20 protein-coding genes and 1 pseudogene are annotated in these 22,588 nt (G+C 61.5%); 9 read left to right on the plus strand and 12 right to left on the minus strand.

What is annotated here, in order from left to right; genetic code table 11:
* Both PYH37_RS05825 and PYH37_RS05830 read right to left on the minus strand, forming a co-directional pair.
* Positions 1-438 carry a PPC domain-containing DNA-binding protein gene (locus PYH37_RS05825; protein ID WP_280730507.1) on the minus strand — a complete coding sequence of 146 codons (438 nt, stop codon included), beginning with the start codon at positions 436-438 and terminating at the stop codon, positions 1-3.
* Positions 439-475: 37 nt separating this feature from the next.
* Positions 476-691, minus strand: coding sequence for a hypothetical protein (locus PYH37_RS05830; protein WP_280730508.1), 216 nt, complete (start codon positions 689-691; stop codon positions 476-478).
* Between the two features lie 146 nt (positions 692-837).
* On the opposite strand from PYH37_RS05830, the gene PYH37_RS05835 reads away from it, so the two are divergent.
* Positions 838-1,161, plus strand: coding sequence for a hypothetical protein (locus PYH37_RS05835; RefSeq protein WP_280730509.1), 324 nt, complete (start codon positions 838-840; stop codon positions 1,159-1,161).
* Positions 1,162-1,292: 131 nt separating this feature from the next.
* Here the strand turns inward: PYH37_RS05835 and PYH37_RS05840 are convergent, their stop codons facing one another.
* The 3 genes from PYH37_RS05840 to PYH37_RS05850 form a co-directional block, all read right to left on the minus strand.
* A complete protein-coding gene (locus tag PYH37_RS05840) occupies positions 1,293-1,469 on the minus strand; it encodes a hypothetical protein (RefSeq protein ID WP_280730510.1) in 177 nt (58 codons plus the stop codon).
* A 101-nt stretch (positions 1,470-1,570) separates the two neighbouring features.
* Positions 1,571-1,834 (minus strand): hypothetical protein, encoded by a 264-nt coding sequence (locus tag PYH37_RS05845; protein ID WP_280730511.1) that lies wholly within the window; start codon positions 1,832-1,834, stop codon positions 1,571-1,573.
* Positions 1,835-1,900: 66 nt separating this feature from the next.
* On the minus strand, positions 1,901-3,190 hold the full coding sequence (locus PYH37_RS05850; protein WP_280730512.1) for a DUF763 domain-containing protein: 1,290 nt from the start codon (positions 3,188-3,190) through the stop codon (positions 1,901-1,903).
* A gap of 157 nt (positions 3,191-3,347) precedes the next feature.
* Between PYH37_RS05850 and PYH37_RS05855 the strand changes: the two genes are divergently transcribed.
* On the plus strand, positions 3,348-3,896 hold the full coding sequence (locus tag PYH37_RS05855) for a DNA-3-methyladenine glycosylase (protein WP_280730513.1): 549 nt from the start codon (positions 3,348-3,350) through the stop codon (positions 3,894-3,896).
* Positions 3,897-4,024: 128 nt separating this feature from the next.
* Here PYH37_RS05855 and PYH37_RS05860 read toward each other — a convergent pair whose 3' ends face one another.
* Positions 4,025-5,110, minus strand: a complete 1,086-nt coding sequence (locus PYH37_RS05860; RefSeq protein WP_280736674.1) for an ATP-dependent DNA ligase — start codon at positions 5,108-5,110, stop codon at positions 4,025-4,027.
* Positions 5,111-5,408: 298 nt separating this feature from the next.
* On the minus strand, positions 5,409-5,870 hold the full coding sequence (locus PYH37_RS05865) for a YbhB/YbcL family Raf kinase inhibitor-like protein (protein WP_280730514.1): 462 nt from the start codon (positions 5,868-5,870) through the stop codon (positions 5,409-5,411).
* Between the two features lie 529 nt (positions 5,871-6,399).
* On the opposite strand from PYH37_RS05865, the gene PYH37_RS05870 reads away from it, so the two are divergent.
* The 4 genes from PYH37_RS05870 (at position 6,400) to PYH37_RS05885 (ending at position 13,059) form a co-directional block, all read left to right on the plus strand.
* Positions 6,400-7,626 carry an acetate/propionate family kinase gene (locus tag PYH37_RS05870; RefSeq protein WP_280730515.1) on the plus strand — a complete coding sequence of 409 codons (1,227 nt, stop codon included), beginning with the start codon at positions 6,400-6,402 and terminating at the stop codon, positions 7,624-7,626.
* An 81-nt stretch (positions 7,627-7,707) separates the two neighbouring features.
* Positions 7,708-10,092: a phosphoketolase family protein gene (locus tag PYH37_RS05875; protein ID WP_280730516.1), complete on the plus strand. Its 2,385-nt coding sequence runs from the start codon at positions 7,708-7,710 to the stop codon at positions 10,090-10,092.
* Between the two features lie 213 nt (positions 10,093-10,305).
* Positions 10,306-11,760: a glycogen synthase GlgA gene (glgA, locus tag PYH37_RS05880; protein WP_280730517.1), complete on the plus strand. Its 1,455-nt coding sequence runs from the start codon at positions 10,306-10,308 to the stop codon at positions 11,758-11,760.
* 387 nt (positions 11,761-12,147) lie between these two features.
* Positions 12,148-13,059, plus strand: a complete 912-nt coding sequence (locus PYH37_RS05885; RefSeq protein WP_280730518.1) for a DMT family transporter — start codon at positions 12,148-12,150, stop codon at positions 13,057-13,059.
* A 159-nt stretch (positions 13,060-13,218) separates the two neighbouring features.
* On the opposite strand, the gene PYH37_RS05890 is transcribed toward PYH37_RS05885, so the two are convergent.
* The gene (locus PYH37_RS05890; RefSeq protein ID WP_280730519.1) at positions 13,219-14,058 is read right to left on the minus strand and encodes a fumarylacetoacetate hydrolase family protein; all 840 of its coding nucleotides are present in this window, start codon (positions 14,056-14,058) and stop codon (positions 13,219-13,221) included.
* Between the two features lie 315 nt (positions 14,059-14,373).
* On the opposite strand from PYH37_RS05890, the gene PYH37_RS05895 reads away from it, so the two are divergent.
* Positions 14,374-15,153, plus strand: a complete 780-nt coding sequence (locus tag PYH37_RS05895) for an ABC transporter substrate-binding protein (RefSeq protein ID WP_280730520.1) — start codon at positions 14,374-14,376, stop codon at positions 15,151-15,153.
* Between the two features lie 288 nt (positions 15,154-15,441).
* Positions 15,442-16,191 (plus strand): SDR family oxidoreductase, encoded by a 750-nt coding sequence (locus PYH37_RS05900; RefSeq protein ID WP_280730521.1) that lies wholly within the window; start codon positions 15,442-15,444, stop codon positions 16,189-16,191.
* Between the two features lie 5 nt (positions 16,192-16,196).
* On the opposite strand, the gene mmsB is transcribed toward PYH37_RS05900, so the two are convergent.
* From mmsB to PYH37_RS05920, 4 genes and pseudogenes are all read right to left on the minus strand, one after another.
* Complete coding sequence (gene mmsB, locus PYH37_RS05905) at positions 16,197-17,093, minus strand: 3-hydroxyisobutyrate dehydrogenase (RefSeq protein WP_280730522.1); 897 nt, start codon at positions 17,091-17,093, stop codon at positions 16,197-16,199.
* Positions 17,094-17,156: 63 nt separating this feature from the next.
* On the minus strand, positions 17,157-18,224 hold the full coding sequence (locus PYH37_RS05910) for an enoyl-CoA hydratase/isomerase family protein (RefSeq protein WP_280730523.1): 1,068 nt from the start codon (positions 18,222-18,224) through the stop codon (positions 17,157-17,159).
* 12 nt (positions 18,225-18,236) lie between these two features.
* A complete protein-coding gene (locus PYH37_RS05915; protein ID WP_280730524.1) occupies positions 18,237-19,379 on the minus strand; it encodes an isobutyryl-CoA dehydrogenase in 1,143 nt (380 codons plus the stop codon).
* Positions 19,380-19,494: 115 nt separating this feature from the next.
* Positions 19,495-20,912: pseudogene (locus tag PYH37_RS05920) on the minus strand (helix-turn-helix domain-containing protein).
* Positions 20,913-21,053: 141 nt separating this feature from the next.
* Here PYH37_RS05920 and PYH37_RS05925 point away from each other — a divergent pair.
* On the plus strand, positions 21,054-22,586 hold the full coding sequence (locus PYH37_RS05925) for an acyl-CoA carboxylase subunit beta (protein ID WP_280730525.1): 1,533 nt from the start codon (positions 21,054-21,056) through the stop codon (positions 22,584-22,586).
* The last annotated feature ends 2 nt before the right edge of the window (positions 22,587-22,588 follow it).

Consider the following 22,588-nt stretch of genomic DNA (forward strand, 5'->3'; position numbering starts at 1 on the left):
TTAAGGGTCGATCAACGCTATTCCGAGATCCGGACGGGGTTTTCGCCGGAGATGGGCAGGCGTTTCAGACAGGGTCACTTCGAGCGTTGGCTTCACCGTGCCTTCGAGAAAATGCCCGCCGCGCGTGGTTCCATCGCTAAGCCCCAATACCACATGGGCGTGCAGACTGGCCTTTCCGTCCTCGCCCGAGGCAATATCACCGATGAGACTTAGCACTTCGCATTGTTCCTCGACCGGAATACGGCGATAGTCGCGCTTGTCGAAATCGTACCAACCTACGACCGCTTTTTCGAAAGCACCGATCGCGATGAGGGAAGCGGCGGATATGTGGTTTGCGGATGCGAAATCGGAGATGGCGGTGAAGGCTTCCTCCCCGGGGTCGAGGACAAGAAGAAATATCTTCTCGGACGCCTCTTTCGAAAGAAGTCTCCACCTCATGGTAATCCACCCGGCGAGGCCGCCAAAAAGTCAGAGGTCAGCGCAGCCACACAGGCAGATCGGAGGCCTGCCTGCATTCCCGGGCCCGCTCCCTCAAGCCGAGCGTTTCCCAGGCGAACTTTTGTGCGGCGGCCCGCGCCATTTCCTTTGTCGGATAAATATCCGGCAGCACGTAGTCCTTGTCACCGCACGAAAGCAGAGCCCGCCGGCTCAACAGATCGAAATGAAGTTGCAGGTGTTCTTCGGAATGCATGGAAAAGCCTCCCACTTCCGGCTTTTTAAAACGATCGCAGCAGCCGAAAGTTCCGATCGGCGCGAAAAAAGCTTTGCAGACAGCATCCGTGCAAGCGGAACATCAGCAGGGATCGGGAGTTGGAAGCTGCTACGGGAGATCAACCTATGAAGACACACGGAAAGTCACGGTCATCAAAAGGGAACGATGCGCGACCGGTCGATCCGCCGGGTATCGATGAGCCGATCGACGCATGGGAGCGCTCGCGATCGGGAGTGCGGAACGAGCTCGAAGAGTTGCGCGAGCGCATCGCCCAGCTCGAAACCGAGATCGATGCCATTGCGACGGAGGCCCATACCGCTGTTGGAACGGTGCCTGGCGCCGACAGGATCGAGACGGCAAAGGATGTGGTCGCCGAGAAGCGGGATGAGATTCAGCGCCTGAAATCGCGGCTGCAGGAGATCGAGCAATCGGGGAAGGGTGATCGCTAGAGCATCCCGCTTCAAGCGGAACCGCTGGAAGCGGACAAGATGCTCTAGAATCTAGAGTACTAGAGCGTCCTTTGTGCGTTCACTTGAACGCACGGTGCTCAGGAGTGAGCGACGAACTTCCGGCGTGCGCGCTAAAAGACGGTCATCCACACTCCGCGCCAAAAGAGCGAGTCGGGTCGGTTGAGGTCCTCGCGTTCATCCTCGGGGCGCTTCTTCCTGATTTTCGCCGCCTCCGGCCTTGGGTCCGGGGCGGTCTTGACGCGCTTTTCAATCTCCTCCTCAGCGTCCGGCTTTCTGATGATAAGCACCGCGAAATCCTTTCATGCTGACAAGGAGGAAACTCGCTACCAGCGGACGAGTTCCGTGGGGCTGCAGCCGACGCAATTGCAGGGCGGGTCTGAGACTGCTTTCAATGGCGGTGGATGAACTTGAAAAAGCGGCTGGTTGTTCCGTCCTCGGTTTGCTCCTGGTGAAGGAAGGCCAGGTTGCTTTCCTCGAAGATCCGAAAGAACTCATCCCATGGAATCTCCTCCAGCCGCTCTTCAGGCTCGCCGAAGTCAATGCGCAGGATACCGCCATTCGATGCACCTTTGACGCGCGCCGGCCGGCCGTTGCGAGCCTCCGCCCAACTGCGGATTGTATCATGGTCGATCGTGGTTCTCGAAGCGCTCATCGGAAGCTCCATCGTTGTAACTGCCTGGGCCTCTAATCCAGCGCTGCGATGATTGTTCCGCGGCCGTCAGCGCCGCGCTCGACCGTTCGGCACCGGTGCAACCTCCGCCTTGCCGTCTTCTTCGCGGTTCGGCTCCCAGCCGAAGACGCTGCGCCCGCCGAATTGCGCCGAGTCCTTGAATTCGCCCGCTACGATCTCCTTGAGATCCGGACCGGTTGCGTAGCGCTCCAGCCGGCGAGACTGGTCGTCGAGGCGCTTCAGCGCCGAGAGTTCTTCGTCTCGCCCCAATCTGCCGTTTCTGACGGCGGATTTCATGACATTGATGGTCTCGTCGTAGACCTTCAGCGGCACCGGGAAGGGATGCCGGTCCTTGCCCCCGTGGGCGAGCGAGAAGCGCGCGGGGTCGGCGAAGCGGCATGGCGCGCCGTGCACTACCTCGGCGACCAACGCCAAAGCTTTGACCGTTCGGGCACCGACGCCCGGCACCAGGAGCAACTCCTCGAAATCCTTAGGTCCCCGGTCGGCGGCGGCAGCGAAATTGCCGTGCAGTCGCCGCAGATTGACGTCGGTTGCGCGGACATCATGGTGGGTCGGCATGATAAGATGCGGCAGAAGCGGCTGCGCGGCCATGGTCGTGGCGGCGCCGCGAGATTCGATCGATGCGACTTCGCCGATGAGACGGTCGGGTCCGAGTGAGTTCAATAGATCGAGCTGCCCTGCCCGCGAGGCGGCGGCGCGCCGGTCGGCGAGATTGATGATTTCGCCCTGATCTCTCCCTTCGATCGCCGCATGCGGGGAATCGATGAAGCTTGTCAGCCCTTCCGATAGCCAATGATAGCGCCTCGCCTGCCGCCGATCGCCATTCATTCCCTGCTGCACGACCACCCACTTGGCGTCGTCGGTGACGATGAAGCCGTGCAGATAGAGATCGAAGCCGTCTTGCACTGCGGCGCTGTCGACCTTTGCGACGAGCCGGCTTGCCTCGGCCAGCGCGCTGCCGTCGAAGCCTACATGGTCGCCGATCAGGACCAGCTCGCCTGGCGTCTTACGGGAATGTTGGCCGCGACCGCCGCAAATGTGAATGCCGAGTTCACCGGAAAGCGGTGTCAAGCCGCGCTTCAGTGCCCCGATGACGCTGGTGGTGATGCCCGATGAATGCCAGTCCATCCCCATGACGGCGCCGAAGGACTGAAACCAGAACGGATGCGCCAGGCGTCTCAGAAACTCATCGCGGCCATAATGCTGAACGATCGCTTCCGTGATGACGGTACCGAGCCGTGTCATGCGATCCCCGAGCCATTTCGGAACCCGCCCACCATGAAGCGGAAGATCCGCGTTGCCCGCTCTTTGCGCCATCGTCTTTCCGTCTTTCGTTTTCCGCCGCTAGGCTACCATTTTTTCGAACATCGCCGAAAGCTTTCGTCGGCGATCGGCAGATCGGATTGGTCACGATATTGGTGCCACGCACGAAAGCTCTTACATAGGTTGGCAACCCGAACCGTGGGATCATCGATTGACGTGGAATGCAGGTTTTTTTGCACGCGAAGCCGTTGAAGTGGCCGCCGATCTGATCGGCGCGGAATTCGAGGTCTCCGGCGTTGGCGGCATTATCGTTGAAACCGAAGCCTATCTGCCTGACGACGCGGCCTCGCACAGCTTCGCAGGGACCACGAACCGCAATCGATCGATGTTCGGTTCACCGGCCCATGCTTATATCTACCTCTCCTACGGTCTTCACTGGTGTCTGAATTTCGTCTGCCTCCCCGGAAGTGCCGTGCTCATTCGCGCCCTTGAACCGAAGTGGGGTATCGAGGCTATGCAGAAGCGGAGAGGTGTTATTCAGGAGAGGCTTCTGTGTTCCGGACCCGGCCGCGTCGGCCAGGCTCTGGCGGTAAACAAGGAGCAGGACGGTTTGCCTCTCTGGCAAAAGCCCTTCAGTCTGCGCTTGCCTGCCGGCCGGCCGCCGATTTCCGCCGGTACCCGCGTGGGCATCAGCAAGGCGGTCGAACAGCCCTGGCGTTTTGGACTGGCGAACTCGCCTTTCCTAAGTCGAAAATTCTAGAGCGCCGTGCGTTCAAGTGAACGCACAAAGGACGCTCTAGCACTCTAGATTCTAGAGCATCTTGTCCGATTCCAGCGGTTCCGCTTGAAAGCGGGACGCTCTAGACGCCACGAGACCCATGTGTGGCCTCAGAAGGGCTCTATCTGCTCGTAGGTGCATTGGCGCGGGTCTTTGTCGGGTCGCCATCGCATCAGCTTGGTGCCGTGGCGAAAGCGCCGGTTGCTGACGTGGTCGAATCTTACCTCGACGACAAGTTCAGGGCGGACCGGCTCCCATTCACCGCTCCGTTCCGTGCTCCAGCGGCTCGGTCCACCGGGGGCTTTAGCTGTGAAACCGGGCGGCTCGCGTATCGCTTCCAGCCGGCGCGTTAAAGCCGTCCGCTCCTCATCGAAAATCGTCGCGGTGAATCCGACATGGTTGAGCGTTCCGTCCTTATCGTAAAGGCCGAGCAAGAGCGAGCCGACTTGGGCACCATTGCTTTCGTAACGGAAGCCGCCAACGACACAGTCGGCGGTCTTCAGGCGCTTGACTTTGACCATCGCCCGCTCTCCGCACTCGTAGGCGCCGTCCCACCGCTTCGCGACGACGCCGTCCGTGGCGCCTGGCTCCCACGAAGTCAGCCATTTCTCGGCCTCACGACGGTCGCGGGTAAAGGGTGAAAGCTCGAGTTGTCCCGGAAGAGCCGCTTTCGCAGCAAAGGCTTCGAGCGCGACCCGCCGGGCTGAAAGTGGTTCGCCCGTTAGCACGGTGCCGTCCGTATCGACGAGCATGTCGAACAGCATGAGACGGGCAGGCGTTTCCTTCGAGAGTTTTTCGACGCGGCTTGCCGCCGGATGCAAGCGCATTTGTAGAGCGTCGAAAGACAGGCGCCCCCCGATCTCGATCACCAATTCGCCGTCGACGACAAATTGTGCGGCGGCCAAATCCCGCAATAGGACGATGACTTCCGGGAAGAAACGCCCGAGGGGCTTTCCCGATTTCGCTCTCAGATCGACGTTTTGTCCGGATTTGAAGGCAAGGCAGCGAAATCCATCCCACTTCGGCTCATACTGCCATTCGCCATCAGCCGGAAGGTCTTGGGCGGAGCGGGCTTCCATCGGTGCGGTACTGATCGGCAGGACAAAAGTGCCGGGGACGCCGAGCGTTTCCTTTGGCGCCGCTGCCTTTCGTGCCGGGCGCGGCCCGGGATCTTTTCTCTCTCCGGGTGGCCGCATCGTCTACTCCGTTGCGATTGGCAGGCCGGCCGCCAGCTACTTCAACTTTACCGAAGGTTCCCTCCCCCAAACGCGAAGATTGCCGAGTTCCTCGACGAAGGAAGAGACACTCCTGGCGTTGGTGAGCTGGATCGTTCCCTCGTCGAGGGCATCGGCAATGCCGGCTCGCGGGCACGAACCGCCACGGAACCTGATAGTTCCCGGAACGCAAAAATTTCCAACGAGACGAGCAATGTGTGAGCACCGCTCGTCCATTCGTGACTTCCCTTCACCGCCGGACCAAGCGGTGCCGAGGAGCTTAGCGCTCGTAAGTGCCGACGATCACCGCTTCGTCGATCATATGCTTGCGCGCGCGCTTCCAGGCCTCCGCAGCGCCGACCTCTTCCGGGATCGAGAGATTGCCGGCGTCCAAGGCCGCAAGCCGGAACCGATAATGGTGCACCCCGGTTCCGGCCGGCGGCTGCGGCCCGTCATAGCGGGCGTTTCCGAAATCGTTCTTGATGAACTTGATGCTATGATCCGGCGCTGTGTCGACGGCTTGCGGAAGCTCTGTCCAGTGGCCGGGAATGTTGATGATGGCGCAATGGCGAAACAAGCCGCTCACGGCATCCGGATCCTCGACGACCAGTGCAAAGCTCTGCGTTCCTTCCGGCGTGCCAGTCCACTTCAGCGGCGGGAACAGATTCTCGCCGATACGGGTGTATTTTTGGGGAATCGGCTGGCCGTCGGCGAATGCGGGACTGATCAAACTGAAAGTCATTAGCTGCCTCCTTTCATGCTGGCCACATCGAACGATGTGCACGACCCGTGTTCGGCATTCTGAGAGTTGTTCGGTCTCGAACGGGATCATGCGGCCAACAGCGGCAAAACCTCAGGCCGGCGCTTCTGTTCCCGAAGTCATCATTGGGGATGATATCCTGGACATTCGCCTTTCGCGGCCTAGTTCCCTGGCTGCGGAAGATTCTCGCCAAGGCCGGCATCCGGTGTGAAAGGTCCAAAAAAAGCCTCGCCGCAGCGAGGCTAAGAAGACGAACCAGCATAGGAGTGACCGCCGAGGAGCCTAGGCTAGGTGAGATCAGAAAAATGCGCTCCGTGCGATCCGATCATCAAACCTCGTTTGGTCAACAATGGTTCCACGGTTGCAGACAAATTCTGACCTCAACCTTGCTCTCTCGCCCTGCTGATTCGGACTTTCCGGGAGGAGCCGAACAGGCGTCCTTCCTTATAGCGAATGAAATCGATCAGGTGGCGCACCAGATCATTCGTCACTCCAGCCGGAGTTAGCAGCCATGACAAGCAAGGAAATGGCAATCACCTTCAACGCCGGCTCCTCGACACTGAAGCTTGGGCTCTTCGAGATTGACCGGTCAGCGCGAAATACAGACGGAAGAGCGGAATTCGTTTCTCCACCTTCCGCCACGAGGGTTGGCAGGGTCTTGATCGATCTGCACGACGAACCGCCCACCCTTCACCTCGTGGAAGGCCCGCTGGCACTGACGCGGCAAATGAAAAGCAAGGTGGAAGCACTGAACGATCTCATTGATGAGGTCTTCGAAACACTATCGGCGCATTTCCGTCTGCAGGCTGTCAATGTCATCGGCCACCGCGTCGTTCATGGCGGAGGTGTGTTCACCGCACCGACCCTTTTGGACGATCAGCGCATCGAAGCCATTACGGCTTTGGCTCCCTTGGCGCCGCTTCACCAGAACCAGGCGCTTCGCTTCGTCCACGCGGTCCGGCATCTGCGGCCGAGCCTCCTGCAGACGGCTTCCTTCGATACCGCCTTTCATGCAAGCCAGGATGACCTCGTCCGGCGCCTGGCAATACCGCGCGCCCTGCACGATCAGGGGATCAAGCGCTACGGATTCCACGGCCTCTCGTACAAGTTCATCGCCGCGGAGCTTCGCCGCCGAGCGCCAGAAGTCGCGGCCGGCATGGTCGTGGCCGCCCATCTCGGCAGCGGCGCCAGTCTCTGCGCACTCGAAAACGGCGTCAGCCGCGACTGCAGCATGGGATTCTCGACGCTTGACGGGGTTCCGATGGCGACCCGCCCCGGCTGGCTCGATCCGGGCGTCGTGCTGCATCTGATTGGCGAGCGGCGGCAAAGCCTCAAGGACGTCGAAGACATGCTCTATCATCAGAGCGGACTGCTCGGCGTTTCCGCCATCAGCGCCGACACGCGCGAGCTGCTCTCGGACGGTGGACCGGAAGCTCGGCAAGCCATCGATTTGTTCGTGCTGCGCATCGCCGGCGAGATCGGCCGCCTGAGCATGACGCTCGGCGGCCTCGATGCAGTCGTCTTCACCGGAGGTATCGGCGAGCACCAGCCACAAATCCGTGCCGCCGTCGCCAAACGGCTGAATTGGATGGGGCTACTGATCGACGAACCGGCCAACGCCGCCAATGCACGTCTCATCAGCCGCCCCGAGAGCCGTGTCGCGGCCTTCGTCATCCCCACGGACGAGGAACAGGTCATCGCGGAGGAAGCGCTGTCAGTCCTGATCGAAGAGATATGATCGATGTCATTCCGAGCAAAGAGACAAGCAGTCAGGAATGGCTCGGCCCGGGCGCCAACAGATCAACCAGGGAGAGGTCAGATGCGGAAATCTTCTTCGACAGCGGAAAAGCACGCGTTCGACGACGCCGAACTCAGCCTCCTCGACCGCTATTGGCGCGCCGCGAACTATCTCTCCGTCGGGCAGATCTATCTTCTCGACAATCCGTTACTGCGCGAGCCTTTGAAGCCGGAGCACATTAAGCCGCGCCTGCTCGGCCACTGGGGCACGACGCCGGGGCTCAATTTCATCTATGCGCACCTCAACAGGGTCATCCGTGCCCGCGATCTCGATGTGATCTATATCTGCGGGCCTGGCCATGGTGGACCCGGCATGGTCGCCAACACCTATCTCGAAGGTTCCTACAGCGAGATATATCCCGACGTGACCGAGGATCTCGCGGGCATGCGGAAGCTCTTTCGCCAGTTCTCCTTTCCGGGAGGCATTCCGAGCCATGCAGCGCCGGAAACGCCCGGCTCGATCCACGAGGGCGGCGAGCTCGGCTATGCACTCACGCACGCGTTCGGTGCCGCATTTGACAACCCCGATCTCATCGTCGCCTGCGTCGTCGGCGACGGCGAAGCCGAGACCGGTCCATTGGCGGCAAGCTGGCATTCGAACAAGTTTTTAAACCCCGCGCGGGACGGCGCCGTCCTGCCGATCCTGCATCTAAACGGCTACAAGATCGCCGGTCCGACGGTGCTTGCGCGCATGGGCGATGCCGACCTCAGAAGCCTTTTCATGGGCCATGGCTACGAGCCGCTCTTCGTCGAGGGCAGCGAGCCCAGGGACATGCACAGGCAGATGGCGTCAACGCTCGAGCGGGCGCTCGACGGAATTGGCGCTGTCCAGCGGCGATGGCGAAACGGCGAAACCGAGAACGCCTGCCCGCACTGGCCGATGATCATTCTCAGAAGCCCCAAGGGCTGGACCGGGCCGAAGCAGGTCGACGGCCAGATGGTCGAGAATTTCTGGCGCGCGCACCAGGTGCCGGTCGCCAATTGCCGCGAGGACGCAAACCATCTGAAGATCCTGGAAGAGTGGATGCGGAGCTATGAGCCGGAGAAGCTGTTCGATGCCGACGGCCGACTGGAGCCCGAGCTGCGGGCGCTTGCGCCCTCGGGCGCACGACGTATGGGCGCGAACCCGCATGCGAACGGCGGCCTGCGGCGACGCGAACTCATAGCGCCGGATATCGGCCGCTATGCGGTGGCGGTCCCGAGGCCCGGGGCGACGATGGAGCAATCGACCAAGATCCTCGGGCATTATCTGCGCGATACGCTTTCTCTCAACCAGGCACAGGCAAACTTCCGCATCTTCGGCCCGGACGAAACGGAATCGAACCGGCTCAGCAGCGTTTTCGAGGTGACGGATCGGACGTGGATGGCGGAAATCCGTCCTTATGACGTGCAGCTTTCGCCGACGGGCCGTGTGATGGAGATTCTGAGCGAGCACCTCTGCCAGGGATGGCTGGAAGGCTATCTGCTCACCGGACGGCATGGTTTCTTTTCCTGCTACGAGGCGTTCATCCATATCGTCGACTCCATGTTCAACCAGCATGCGAAATGGCTGAAGGTCTCGCGCGAACTGCCTTGGCGAAAACCGATTTCGTCGCTGAACTATCTACTGACCTCGCATGTCTGGCGGCAGGATCACAACGGCTTCAGTCATCAAGATCCGGGCTTCATCGACCTCGTCGCCAACAAAAAGGCCGATATCGTCCGCATCTACCTGCCCCCGGATGCCAACAGCTTGCTATGGGTGGCGGATCATTGCCTGAGAACCTATGACCGGGTCAACGTGATCGTTGCCGGCAAGCAGCGGGAACCGCAATGGCTCAGCATGGAAGAAGCCGTCCAGCATTGCCAAGAGGGCATCGGCATCTGGAAATGGGCGGGCAACAAAGACGGCTCGACCGGGCCGGATGTGGTCATGGCCTGCGCGGGCGATGTTCCGACCATGGAAACGCTTGCCGCCGTCGATCTGCTGCGCACGCACATTCCCGATCTGAAAGTCCGCGTCGTCAATGTCGTGGACCTTTTGGCGCTGCAATCGCGCGAGCAGCACCCTCATGGCCTAACGGACGAAGCCTTCGACCGGATTTTCACCGTCGATCGCCCGGTCGTCTTCGCCTATCACGGCTACCCATACCTAATCCATCGGCTGACCTACAAGCGCACCAATCACGAGAACTTCCATGTGCGCGGCTTCATCGAGGAGGGAACGACGACCACGCCCTTCGACATGACGGTGCTCAACGAACTCGACCGTTACCATCTGGCGATCGAAGCCATCAGGCGCGTTTCCGGACTGAAGGCGGCGCACGTCGTCGAAGCGCTCCGGGCCAAGCTCGACGAGCATGGCCGCTACGTGCGCGAACACGGCGAGGACATGCCCGAGATCCGCAACTGGACGTGGGAGCGTTGATGCTGACTGTTCTAAAACCCCTAAGGCGGCAACCCCTTTCCGGCTTTGTCTTCGATCCGGCGTCACTGCGACCGCGACATACTCGAGCGTAGGTGGCACCTCCTCAAAATTTCGCTATGAGCCCGGAACTTTGAGGGTCATGATCGTGTTGAAGGGTGGCAGGCCGGCATCAAGCGGTCCTCAGCAATCAACTTAATCTCCGGAACATGATCAATGAATATTTTATCCGTTGCGGCCGAGATTTATCCTCTGGTGAAGACCGGCGGTCTCGCGGACGTTACCGGATCGCTGCCCAAGGCGCTCAAATCCTATGGCATTCAGACGCATAGTATCGTTCCGGGATATCCGGGTGTGATGGAGGCGCTTGGTGAGACCTCGCCGATCGCGCGGTATGATTCCCTGTTCGGAGAGCCCGCCACCATCGTGGCAGGACAGGCCGCCGGATTGGATCTCTTCGTGCTCGATGCGCCCGGCTTCTTCAACAGGCCGGGAGGCCCCTATACCGACGGGCACGGACACGACTTTCCGGATAACTGGAAGCGTTTTGCGGCCTTCGCCTTCGCGGCCTCGCAAATCGCCCACGGTTTGATACCCAACTGGCGGCCGGATATCATCCATGCTCATGACTGGCACTCGGCGTTGAGCCTGGTTTATCTCAAGTTCTCTTCCAGGCCTGCAATTCCCCGGATTCTGACGGTGCACAACCTAGCTTTCCAGGGGCAATTCGCAGCCCACCATTTTTCCGAGCTCGGGCTTCCGGACGAAGCCTATTCGATCGATGGCGTGGAATATTACGGCGACATTGGCTACCTCAAGGGCGGCTTGCAGGCGGCGGACGTTATCACGGTCGTCAGTCCCACCTACGCGCGGGAAATCATGACGCCGGCCTTCGGAATGGGCCTTGAAGGCCTGATGAATGCACGCCACGACGACATCGTCGGTATCGTCAACGGCATAGACATGGAAGTTTGGGATCCTTCGACGGATCCTCACATCGACCACCATTATTCGGCGAGAACGCCAATGCGCCGCTTGCTGAACAGATGCGCGCTGCTCGATCTCGTCGGTCTGCCGAACACGAGCGGGCCGGTTTTCGCCAGCGTCAACAGGCTGACGTGGCAAAAGGGCATGGATCTTCTGGCGGGCACGGCCGACGAGATCGTCGCGGGCGGCGGCAAACTGATTGTGCTCGGGCAAGGCGAGCCCGACATAGAGCACGCTTTCATGGAGGTGGCACGGCGCTTCCCGCAAAGCGTCGCGGTGAAGATCGGCTACGACGAACCGCTCGCTCACCGCATTCATGCCGGTGCCGATGCGATGCTCGTTCCCTCGCGCTTCGAACCCTGCGGCCTGACGCAGCTCTATGCATTGCGCTATGGCTGCGTGCCCATCGTCGCGCGAACCGGCGGACTGTCGGAAACGATCATCGATGCCAATGAAGCCGCCCTTCATGCGCATGCTGCGACCGGAATTCAGTTTTCACCTGGCGATGCGAGCGGACTGCGTCACGCGCTGCGTCGAGCCTTCAAGCTTTTCCGGCGCCACCGTGTTTGGGAGCGCCTGCGCAGACAAGGCATGAAGACGGACTGCTCGTGGCACCGCAGTGCGGCGACATATGCAGAGCTCTACGAAGAGGTGCTGGCCACCGATATACGCTTGGCCGGATAGAAATAACGCCGGAAGTCGGAATCAGCTCGCTGCCGCTCTGCCCATAATCAAAGCGCGCATTCACGCGTCACCTACGCGAGACCTCTTTGTGCCATCGCGCTCGGCCGATTCAGCAGCCCGATCGGCCGACGTAGGGCCGGGCCGCCCATTCGCAATGATGATGATTTGATCAAAAACGGTGCATGGATTGCGCCGCTGGAATATGCGAATGGCTGGCGCAAGATCGCGATGAGCTTGGATGGTAACAACCAGTCGTCACCGTGATCGACTGACGATGAAGCGAGATGCGGGAGAGAGGCCCCTCCCATGCTACTGGATAATTCAAGTGATACCGCCAACGTTTGCCCGTCCAACAGACGTGCGGCGCGATAAAGGAAGGTGCGCCCCATGACCGTCGATACTGCCCCCGCCCCGATCGCGCACGCGGCCGGCACCGCCCGCGCCGGTGTCTTGATCATGCTCCTCGGCATGCTGATGTTTTCGCTGAACGACGTCATGGGCAAGTGGCTGGTAGCGACCTATTCGGTCGGCCAAGTGGTGCTGATCCGCAGCCTCGCCGCTGCCATTCTGCTGGCGCCTTTCCTCTGGATCAACGGCCCCCGGAAGCTGATCGCAATCGAGCGGCCCGGCCTTCAGCTTGCTCGCGTCGTCGCCTCGACGGCGGAGGTTTTCGCCTTCTATTTCGCCGTGGTCTACCTGCCGCTCGCCGATGTCATGACCTACTGGCTGGCTGCCCCGATCTACGTCGCGGCCGTTTCGCCGTTCGTGCTGAAAGAACATGTCGGCTGGCGGCGCTGGACGGCGATCGCCACAGGCTTCGCCGGCGTCGTAATCGCGCTCGAACCCTCGTCGCAAGCGCTCACGCTTCCCGCGCTCATCTCGGTTCTCGGCAGCATGTTCTTCGCGTTCATGATGATTTCTGGACGTTCGTTGCGCGGCACGCCCGATACGACGCTGGCCTTCTGGCAGATCGTCGGCGCTGCGCTCGCCGGTCTCGCATGGGCGCCCTTCGACTGGACGCCGCTGAAGCCGCTCGACACGGCACTGCTCGGCCTGCTCGGGGTTGTCGCCATGCTCGCTCATGTGCTCGTCAATCGAGCGCTGAAGCTCGCCGAGACCGCGACGGTCGCGCCGCTGCAATATACGCTTCTCTTCTGGGCGATCATCTTCGGCTGGCTGATTTTCGGCGACACGCCGCGCCTCTCGATGGTGCTGGGCGCGGGGCTTATCGTCGCGTCCGGCCTTTTCATCTTCTTCCGCGAGCAGCAGCTCAAACGGCAAGGACGGCTCAAAGTCTAGGCGGCGATGAAACTGCCTCCCACCCGTGAACGTGGCGAGGGACACGCGTGCGGCAAAGTTCAAAGTCCCTCTCCCCGCCGGCGGGGAGAGGGCTAGGGTGAGAGGCGATTCCCGATGAGCGGCCGGGATCAATTCCCTCGCTCCGTTAGATCACCAGGTTCAAAGGTCTGCGACGACCTTCTGCTTCTGCATGCCGAGGCCTTCGATGCCGAGTTCGACCACGTCGCCGGCTTTCAGGTACTGTGGAGGCTTGAAGCCCATCCCGACGCCTGGAGGCGTGCCGGTCGAGATGATGTCGCCCGGATGCAATGTCATGAACTGCGAAAGATAGCTTACGAGATAGGCGACGCCGTAGACCATGGTCTCGGTCGACCCGTCCTGCTTGGTTTCGCCATTGACCGTCAGCCACATCCTCAGATTCTGCGGATTGGCGATCTCGTCGCGGGTCACGAGCCATGGGCCGGTCGGGCCGAAGGAATCGCAGGACTTGCCTTTGGTCCATTGCCCAGATCGCTTCGTCTGAAAGTCGCGCTCCGAAACATCGTTGATGACGCAGTAGCCGGCGACGTGTCCGAGCGCCTCTTCCTTCGATACGTACTTCGCCGTTTTGCCGATGACGATGCCGAGTTCGACCTCCCAGTCGGTCGCAACCGAACCGCGCGGAATGAGGATGTTGTCGTTCGGGCCGACGATCGCCGAGGTCGCCTTCATGAAAACCACCGGCTCGGGCGGAACGGGCAGGCCGGATTCGGCAGCGTGGTCGGCATAGTTCAGACCGATGCAGATGAACTTGCCCGTGCCGGCAACGCAGGCGCCGAGCCGCGGCGTCCCGTCGACCAGCGGCAGGTTTTCCAGGTCGAGCCCGTTCGCCCAGCCGAAGTCGGCAATTGCGGCACCGGCAACATCGGCGATGACGCCGGAGAGATCGCGAATTCTGCCGTCGCCGTCCAATATGCCCGGCTTCTCCGCCCCTTCGGGGCCGTAACGCAACAACTTCATTCTGCTCCTCCAAGCGATCGTGACGAATGACTGCACCTGACAAACCAAACGGCGCCGCCGATGTAAAGCCGTTTTAATGGAGATGGCCGGAAAAGCCACGTTCAACCGGGACCGAGCATTGCTCGCGCGCGTTCTTCGTCGCACCGGTCCCGACGGATATAAGATCGAGTATTGCGCCGCCACGGCCGATTCAAATACGGCGCGGCATCAACGGAGGCAATATCGAACATCGCCCCTATCTATTTCGCTTATGTGCGGTCCCGGCATAGAGTTTCGCTGAAGCGCCATAAAATGGCGCAGCACAGGGGAACGAACATGAGAAACCGGGTTCTGCAACTGGCATTCGTCTGCGCCGCGCTTGTCGCATCGACGGCGCAGGCCGCGGAAAAATTAAGAATCGGCACCGAAGGCGCTTACCCGCCCTTCAACTTCGTTGACTCGACCGGCAAGATCGGCGGCTTCGACGTCGAAATCGGCCTAGCGCTATGTAAGCGGATGAAGGTCGAATGCGAAGTCGTGGCCCAGGACTGGGACGGCATCATTCCCGGCCTGCTTGCGAAGAAATACGACCTGATCATTGCCTCGATGTTCATCACCGAGGAGCGCAAGAAGCAGGTGGCTTTCACCAACCCCTATTACCTCGCCGCGATGACGCATGTCGCACCCAAAGGCGCCGGCCTGACGGATTTCAGCAATGCGACCCTCAAGGGCAAGGTGATCGGCGCGCAGTCCGGCACGACCCAGGCCGACTACATCGCCGCCGTCTATCCGGACGCGGAGATAAAACTCTACCCGACCCAAGACGAGGCCAATCTCGACATGGCGAATGGCCGCCTGGATCTGCAGGTCGGCGACATGCTGCCGATGCTCGACTGGATCACGAAGAACGACGATGGCAAGGACTGCTGCGAGCTCGTCGGAGAGCCGATCACCGATAAGAAATTCGTTGGCGACGGGGTTGGCATCGCGGTCCGTCAGGAGGACAGCGACCTGCGTGAAAAGCTGAACAAGGCGTTTGAAGAGATCCGCGCCGACGGCACCTACAAGAAGATCAACGACAGGTACTTCACCATCGACGTCTATACGATGAAGTAAACCAGCGCAGATTGTGAGAGCCAGCCCTTGCGGCTGCAGCGGCTGGCCTTCACCTCCGCCGACCATCCTGAAAGTTGCAAGAACTCGTCCCGATAGGTTGCGGAGAGCGCCGTTCGCTGCGAATCTCTCTCCGTTGCAGCGCCGTGCGTCCTTTCAGACGCGCGACGGTCGCTGTAACAATTTGAACTGCCACATGATGATCCTATCCTCAAATCGCTTCCGATTTGACGAACCATGCAGTGGAGATGATGGGCCACTCGAGGCTCAAGCGGCGAACGAGGGAAACCGATGTTTGATCTCAGCGGCAAGACAGCGCTGGTCACGGGCGGCGGACGTGGGCTCGGCCTCGAAATGGCAAGGGCGCTGGCGAAAGCCGGCGCGTGGACGGTGATCAATGGTCGCAACCGGCAAGGACTCGAGAATGCGCGCACGCAGCTTGCCGACGATGGCATCGCCGTCGGAATCGCTCCGGGCGATATCACGCGGGATATCGAAATCATCCTTGCCGGCGCAACCGAGAAAACCGGCCAACTCGACATTCTGATCCACGCGGTCGGCGAGCGGGATCGGCGCGGCACGGAGGCGATGGAGCCGCATGAGTTCGCAACGCTGCTCAACACCGATCTTACCGCGGCCTATGCCGTGGCAAAGGCTGCACTTCCCTATCTCCAACGTTCCGCGGCGGGACGATTGATCTTCGTGACGTCGATCGCCGCTTTTGCGGCGCGGGCCGGCGACCCTGCCTATACGGCAGCCAAGGGCGGGCTTTCGGCGCTGACGCGTTCACTTGCGGTCGAGCTCGGCGCCGACAATCTGACGGTCAACGCCATCGCCCCGGGCTGGTTCGCAACCGAGACAAACGCAGCCTTGGCATCGGATACGGCGCTCCAAGCCTTTGTCGATGTCCGTATCCCGCTGAAACGTTGGGGGCGACCGGAAGAGATCGCCCCGGCTGCCGTTTTCCTTGCCTCGCCGGCAGCAAGCTTCGTCAACGGCATCACCCTGACTGTCGACGGCGGCATGACCGTGCAGATGTAAGGCCGTTATCCGGCCTTCCCCTCCTCTTTGCCACGCAGCAGACGGATGAGGGCGGAGAAATCCTCGCCGCCGTGACCTAGCTTCTCGAAGAGGCTGTAGAGCTGAGCAGCCTGCGCGCCCATTGGCGTCGTTGCACCGCTCGCGCTCGCAGCCTGCTGCGCAAGCTTTAGATCCTTGAGCATCAGGCTTGCCGTAAACCCGGGCTTGTAACCGCTATTGGCTGGCGAAGTCGGAACGGGACCAGGTACCGGGCAGTAGGTTGTCAGCGACCAGCATTGACCGGATGAGGTGGAGGCGACGTCGAAAAGCGCCTGATGCGAGAGGCCCAGCCGTTCGGCGAGCACGAAGGCTTCGCATACGGCTGCCATGGAAACGCCAAGAATCATGTTGTTGCAGATCTTCGCCGCTTGGCCGGCACCGGCATCGCCGCAGTGAACGATCCTCTTGCCCATCGCTTCCAGTATGTGCTTGCCGCGAGAAAATGCCCCCTCGCTGCCGCCGACCATGAAAGTGAGCGTGCCGGCCGCCGCTCCCGCGGTGCCGCCGGACACGGGCGCGTCGAGCGAGGGGCAGCCGGCATTGTCGGCGAAACCATGGACCTTGCGCGCGCTTTCGACATCGATGGTCGAGCTGTCGATGAGCAGCGTGCCGGGATCGACAAATCCGAGCAACTCGTCCCAGACGTAGAGAACATGTGAACTCGCCGGCAGCATGGTGATGACGCATTCGGTCTCGCGGACCGCCTGGGAAATCGATCCAGCAATCGAAACGCCGGTCTTCGCGGCCGCATTGCGCGAAGCCTCCGAAAGGTCGAAGCCGGTGACCGCATGGCCCGCCTTCACCAGATTGGCGGCCATCGGGCCGCCCATATTGCCAAGCCCGATAAAGGCGATCTTCGTCATATGCCTCTCCTCCTCAAATCCACATCCAACGGCGCCTCTCGCGCGCGCTGCCCCGCTATCGCCTCACTCGGCGGCAAACAGTGGCGCACCATCATGTCGCTCGAAACGAGCAAGCACTTGCGGCGTCACCTCCTCAAACCCGATCGCCCATTTAGGATTGCGATCCTTGTCGATCACCGCGGCCCGCACGCCTTCATAGAAGTCCCCATTGCCGAGCATGCCGATGGTCGCTGCATATTCCCGCTCCAGGCACTCGTTGAGTGTGGTGCTGGCCCGCCCGGCTCTGAGCAACGAGAGCGTGAGCTTGAGGCTGATCGCCGAGCGGCTCTTCAAGAGCTGCAGCGTCTCGCGCGCGAAATCCGAGCCGTCCTCTTCCAGCGCCTCGAGAATTTGCTCGACTGTGTCGAAGGCGAAGCAACGGTCGATGAGCGAAACATGATCGAGAAGTGCGGAGGCCGGCGGCTCGCCGGAGACGGCACGGATCGCCGCAGAAATATCCTCGGCAGTGGCCGACGAGGGGAGCCTGCCGAGCGACACGACAAGCTGTTCGATCCTCTCCGACGGAACGAAGCTGTCGGCGAGCCGCGCATAGATCGCCGCCGCCGCACCGATATCGCGCCCGGTCAAGCCCAGATAGGTGCCGAACTCGCCGGGAGCGCGCGGCAAGAGCCAGGTCGCGCCGATATCGGTGAAATAGCCGATTCCCGTCTCCGGCATGGCGAGCCGCGTGCTCTCGGTGACGACCCGGTGGCTGCCATGGGAGGAAATGCCGACTCCGCCGCCCATGACGATGCCGTTCATGATCGCGATATAGGGCTTGGCATAGGCCGAAATGCGGCTGTTGACGATGAACTCCTCGCGCCAAAATTGCGCGCCCTCATGCGGCCGTTCGCGGCCGCTCTCGTAGATCATGCGGATATCGCCGCCGGCGCAAAGGCCGCGCTCGCCCTCGCCCGTCACGAGAACGGCGGCAATCGCCGGATCGTGCTCGAAATCGGTAAGCGCCTTGTCGATAGCGCGGATCATCGCCAGGTTAAGGCTGTTCAGCGCGCGCGGCCGGTTGAGCCGGAGCCTGCCGATCGCGCCGTCGCGCTCGACGATGACTTCCGGCAATGCGGTCTGCATCTCCATGGAGTGTCCTTCCTATTTCCGTCCCATGATCGCCCGCGACACGATCAGCCGCATGATCTCGTTGGTACCTTCGAGTATCTGGTGCACCCTCAGGTCCCTGACAATCTTCTCGACGCCATAATCGGCGAGATAGCCATAGCCGCCGTGCAATTGCAGCGCGTCGTTGGCCACAGTAAAGCAGCGGTCGGTGACGAAGCGCTTGGCCATGGCGCAGAGCTTGGTCGCCTCCGGATCCCCCGCGTCGAGCGCCGCGGCCGCCCGCCAGAGGAAGGTGCGGGCGATTTCGAGATCGGTCGCCATATCCGCCAGGCGGAACTGCAGCGCCTGGAACTCGCCAATCGCACGCCCGAAAGCGCGCCGCTCCTGGACATAGGCGAGCGCCTTGTCGAAGGCGGCTTGTGCGCCGCCGAGCGAGGCTGCGGCGATGTTCAGCCGGCCGCCGTCGAGACCGGCCATGGCGATCTTGAAGCCTTCGCCTTCGGCACCCAATCGGTTCTCGGTCGCGACGCGGACATTGTCCAGCATCACCGCCCGCGTCGGCTGGGCGTGCCAGCCCATCTTCTTCTCATTGGCGCCGAAGGTCAGCCCCGGCGTGTCCTTCTCAACGACGAAGGCGGAAATGCCCTTCGGTCCCTCCTCGCCGGTGCGAGCCATGACGATGTAGAGGCCGGATTCGCCGGCGCCGGAGATGAACTGCTTCTGGCCTGTCAGCACATAGGCGTCACCTTCGCGCACCGCTTTGGTTTTCAAGGCCGCCGCGTCCGAACCGGAGCCGGGCTCGGTCAGGCAATAGCTCGCCAGCGTCTCCATCGTCAGGAGCGGCGGCAGCAGCCGCTGGCGCTGCTCGTCCGTACCGTAGCGATCGATCATGCCGGCGCACATGTTGTGGATGGAGACGAAGGAGGCGATCGAGGGGCAGCCGGTGGCGAGTGCCTCGATAATCATCGCCGCATCGAGACGCGTGAGCCCGGTGCCGCCGATATCGTCGCGGATATAGATGCCGGCCATGCCGAGCGCCGCCGCAGCGCGCAGCGTCTCTACCGGAAAGTGTTTCTGCTGGTCCCAGTCGACGGCATGGGGCGCCAATTCGTCCCGGGCAAAATCGAGCGCCATCGCGCGGATGGCCTCCTGCTCCTCCGACAGGCGAAAATCCATATGCATGTCCTCCCTGACCGCACATTGACTGCTTCTGCCCCTACTACACCAAACTTCGTACAGGCACAGACGCAAATTCACACAGCGTCTGTTCAGAAACGAACAGAGATGAGGCTCAGCTCTCGCTTAGACGATACGGCAGAGCGCCGCGCATGTCATGGTCGACGACCAGCTTGCGCTTCAGCGGCGGCACGGCGCGGCTTGCGCATTTGGTGCGCTCGCAGATGCGGCAGGAGATGCCGATCGGATCGAAGGCGGCGCGGTTGCCGAGGTCCATGTCGTCGGCATAGACGAAGGCGTCGGCGTAGGAGATCTCGCAGCCGAGTGCCAAGGCGTAGCGCGGATGGGCGGCGCGGTAGCCGCCCCCACCCTTGGTGATCTGGGTGGCGAGACAGAGATAACGCACGCCGTCCGGCGTCTCGGCGAGCTGGCGGATGATTCTGCCCGGCGTCTCGAAAGCCTGATGCACGTTCCAGAGGGGACAGGCCGCACCGAACCGGGCGAATTGCAGCTTGGCCGCGCTGTGACGCTTGGTAATGTTGCCTGCCCGGTCGATGCGGGCGAAGAAGATCGGAATACCCTTCTGTCCCGGCCGTTGCAGGGTCGAAAGCCGGTGGCAGACCTGCTCGAGCGATGCGCCGAACCGGGCGGCGAGCAGTTCCATGTCATGCCTCAAGTCGCGGGCTGCCTTGAGAAAGGACTGGTAGGGCAGGATCAGGGCGCCGGCGAAATAATTCTGCAGGCCGATGCGACAGATCTCATAGGCCTCTTCAGTGCGGAAGCCGGCACTGCCGGCGATCCGATCGATCTCCTCGCGGGCATGAAGCTGGGCGATCTGCAGCGCGAGTTGGAAGTCACGCGTGGCCGCCGGCGCGTAAGGGTTCACGGTCAGGATGCGGGCGCGCGGGTCGAAGCGGCGGATCGCTCGTCGCCGGCAACGCCGCGGACGACGCGCACACCGTGCCGCTGTTCGAGATAGGTCGCGAGCGCGGCGTGATTGTCACCCTCCCCGAGACCGAGTTCGCCGGCAAGCTTCTCGGCGAGAGAGTCGACCTCGTGAATATAGTTGTCAACGAAGTGGAAGAAGTCGCGCACCTCCTCGTAGGGAGTCGTCTCGACGAAGGAGGCGCCGCGGCCGATCGTATCGTCGATGCTCGCGAGTTGTTCGCTGTTGCGCCTATAGGCCTGATGGCACTTGATCAGCGCATGCGCCAGCCCAGGCGCATTCTGGGCGACGAGCTTCAGTTCCTGAAGGCTCGGCGAATAGGTCTCGAACAGCGGATCGCTCAGCGCCTCCGAGAGAGCAGATAGCAGTCTGTCGCCCTCGCCAGAGGAAAGCTCGGCGATATCGATCTGGAATTTTTCCGCAAGCGCAAGAAGCACCGCGGCCGAGACCGGCCGCTGATTGTTCTCGATCTGGTTCAGATAGCTCGTCGAGATGCCGATGCGCTCGGCGAACTGCCCCTGCGTCGCGCGGTTTGCTTCGCGCAGTTCCCGAACCTTGCGGCCGATGTAAAGCTTGCCGATCGCCATGTTCGCAACTTTGCAATTTACGTTTTACAATGTTCTATGTTCCACATTTGCACATGATCGGCAGTTTTGCCAGGCGACCTTCGACGCTATTGCGATCCTTGCGAAGCCTCTGCACAATCAGCAAAAAATGGGAGGAGAGCAATGCGCGCCATACTTGAACAGGTCGAGGGCCGCCGGGCGCAGGCAAGGGCCGGCGGCGGCGAGCGCCGCGTCATTGCGCAGCACGGCAAGGGCAAGCTCACGGCGCGCGAACGCATCGATGTGCTGCTCGACGAGGGGTCTTTCGAAGAATACGACATGTATGTGACGCACCGCTGCGTCGATTTCGGCATGGAGAGCCAGAAGGTGGCGGGCGACGGCGTCGTCACCGGCTGGGGCACGATCAACGGCCGGCAGGTCTATGTCTTCTCGCAGGATTTCACCGTCCTTGGGGGTTCGCTCTCCGAGACCCATGCGCAGAAGATTTGCAAGATCATGGATATGGCTGCCCGCAATGGCGCGCCGGTCATCGGCCTCAATGACTCCGGCGGCGCCCGTATCCAGGAGGGTGTCGCGTCGCTTGCCGGCTACGCCGAGGTTTTCCGCCGCAATGCCGAAGTCTCCGGCGTCATTCCGCAAATTTCGGTCATCATGGGACCCTGCGCCGGCGGTGCCGTTTATTCCCCGGCGATGACGGATTTCATCTTCATGGTGCGTGACTCGTCCTACATGTTCGTGACCGGCCCCGATGTCGTGAAGACGGTCACCAATGAGATCGTCACGGCGGAGGAACTCGGCGGCGCGCGTACGCATACGACGAGGTCGTCCGTCGCCGACGGCGCCTATGAGAATGATATCGAAGCGCTCGAGCATGTCCGGCTGCTCTTCGATTTCCTGCCGCTGAACAATCGCGAGAAGCCGCCGGTGCGCCCGTTCCACGACGATCCGGGACGCCTCGAAATGCGACTCGACAGTCTGATCCCGGACAGCGCCGCCAAACCCTACGACATGAAGGAACTGATCCTCGCCGTTGCTGACGAAGGTGATTTCTTCGAGCTGCAGGCGAATTTCGCCCGCAACATCGTCATCGGCTTCATTCGGATCGAAGGCCAGACGGTTGGGGTCGTCGCAAACCAGCCGATGGTGCTTGCCGGCTGCCTCGACATCGACTCCTCGCGCAAGGCCGCTCGTTTCGTGCGCTTCTGCGATGCCTTCTCAATCCCGATCCTGACGCTCGTCGACGTTCCCGGATTCCTCCCCGGCACCGCCCAGGAATATGGCGGCGTCATCAAGCACGGCGCCAAGTTGCTCTTCGCCTACAGCCAGGCGACCGTGCCGATGGTGACGCTGATTACCCGCAAGGCCTATGGCGGCGCCTACGACGTTATGGCGTCGAAGCACATCGGCGCCGATGTCAACTATGCCTGGCCGACAGCCGAGATCGCCGTGATGGGCGCTAAGGGAGCGACCGAGATCCTCTATCGCTCCGAGCTCGGCGATCCGGAAAAGATCGCCGCACGGACGAGGGAATACGAGGAGCGCTTCGCCAATCCTTTCGTCGCCGCCGAACGCGGCTTCATCGACGAGGTGATCATGCCCCATTCATCACGCCGCCGCATCGCGCGGGCTTTCGCCTCACTGCGCAACAAGCAGGTGGAGACGCGCTGGCGCAAGCACGACACGATACCGCTCTGATG

The organism is Sinorhizobium numidicum, assembly GCF_029892045.1.
Lineage (GTDB): Bacteria > Pseudomonadota > Alphaproteobacteria > Rhizobiales > Rhizobiaceae > Sinorhizobium > Sinorhizobium numidicum.

What these genes read in the sequence shown, in the direction of transcription:
- PYH37_RS05825 (WP_280730507.1), bottom strand. Translation starts at nt 438, where the DNA reads ATGAGGTGGAGACTTCTTTCGAAAGAGGCGTCCGAGAAGATATTTCTT.
- PYH37_RS05830 (WP_280730508.1), bottom strand. Translation starts at nt 691, where the DNA reads ATGCATTCCGAAGAACACCTGCAACTTCATTTCGATCTGTTGAGCCGG.
- PYH37_RS05835 (WP_280730509.1), top strand. Translation starts at nt 838, where the DNA reads ATGAAGACACACGGAAAGTCACGGTCATCAAAAGGGAACGATGCGCGA.
- PYH37_RS05845 (WP_280730511.1), bottom strand. Translation starts at nt 1,834, where the DNA reads ATGAGCGCTTCGAGAACCACGATCGACCATGATACAATCCGCAGTTGG.
- PYH37_RS05850 (WP_280730512.1), bottom strand. Translation starts at nt 3,190, where the DNA reads ATGGCGCAAAGAGCGGGCAACGCGGATCTTCCGCTTCATGGTGGGCGG.
- PYH37_RS05860 (WP_280736674.1), bottom strand. Translation starts at nt 5,110, where the DNA reads ATGCGGCCACCCGGAGAGAGAAAAGATCCCGGGCCGCGCCCGGCACGA.
- PYH37_RS05865 (WP_280730514.1), bottom strand. Translation starts at nt 5,870, where the DNA reads ATGACTTTCAGTTTGATCAGTCCCGCATTCGCCGACGGCCAGCCGATT.
- PYH37_RS05870 (WP_280730515.1), top strand. Translation starts at nt 6,400, where the DNA reads ATGACAAGCAAGGAAATGGCAATCACCTTCAACGCCGGCTCCTCGACA.
- PYH37_RS05875 (WP_280730516.1), top strand. Translation starts at nt 7,708, where the DNA reads ATGCGGAAATCTTCTTCGACAGCGGAAAAGCACGCGTTCGACGACGCC.
- glgA (WP_280730517.1), top strand. Translation starts at nt 10,306, where the DNA reads ATGAATATTTTATCCGTTGCGGCCGAGATTTATCCTCTGGTGAAGACC.
- PYH37_RS05885 (WP_280730518.1), top strand. Translation starts at nt 12,148, where the DNA reads ATGACCGTCGATACTGCCCCCGCCCCGATCGCGCACGCGGCCGGCACC.
- PYH37_RS05890 (WP_280730519.1), bottom strand. Translation starts at nt 14,058, where the DNA reads ATGAAGTTGTTGCGTTACGGCCCCGAAGGGGCGGAGAAGCCGGGCATA.
- PYH37_RS05895 (WP_280730520.1), top strand. Translation starts at nt 14,374, where the DNA reads ATGAGAAACCGGGTTCTGCAACTGGCATTCGTCTGCGCCGCGCTTGTC.
- PYH37_RS05900 (WP_280730521.1), top strand. Translation starts at nt 15,442, where the DNA reads ATGTTTGATCTCAGCGGCAAGACAGCGCTGGTCACGGGCGGCGGACGT.
- mmsB (WP_280730522.1), bottom strand. Translation starts at nt 17,093, where the DNA reads ATGACGAAGATCGCCTTTATCGGGCTTGGCAATATGGGCGGCCCGATG.
- PYH37_RS05910 (WP_280730523.1), bottom strand. Translation starts at nt 18,224, where the DNA reads ATGGAGATGCAGACCGCATTGCCGGAAGTCATCGTCGAGCGCGACGGC.
- PYH37_RS05915 (WP_280730524.1), bottom strand. Translation starts at nt 19,379, where the DNA reads ATGGATTTTCGCCTGTCGGAGGAGCAGGAGGCCATCCGCGCGATGGCG.
- PYH37_RS05925 (WP_280730525.1), top strand. Translation starts at nt 21,054, where the DNA reads ATGCGCGCCATACTTGAACAGGTCGAGGGCCGCCGGGCGCAGGCAAGG.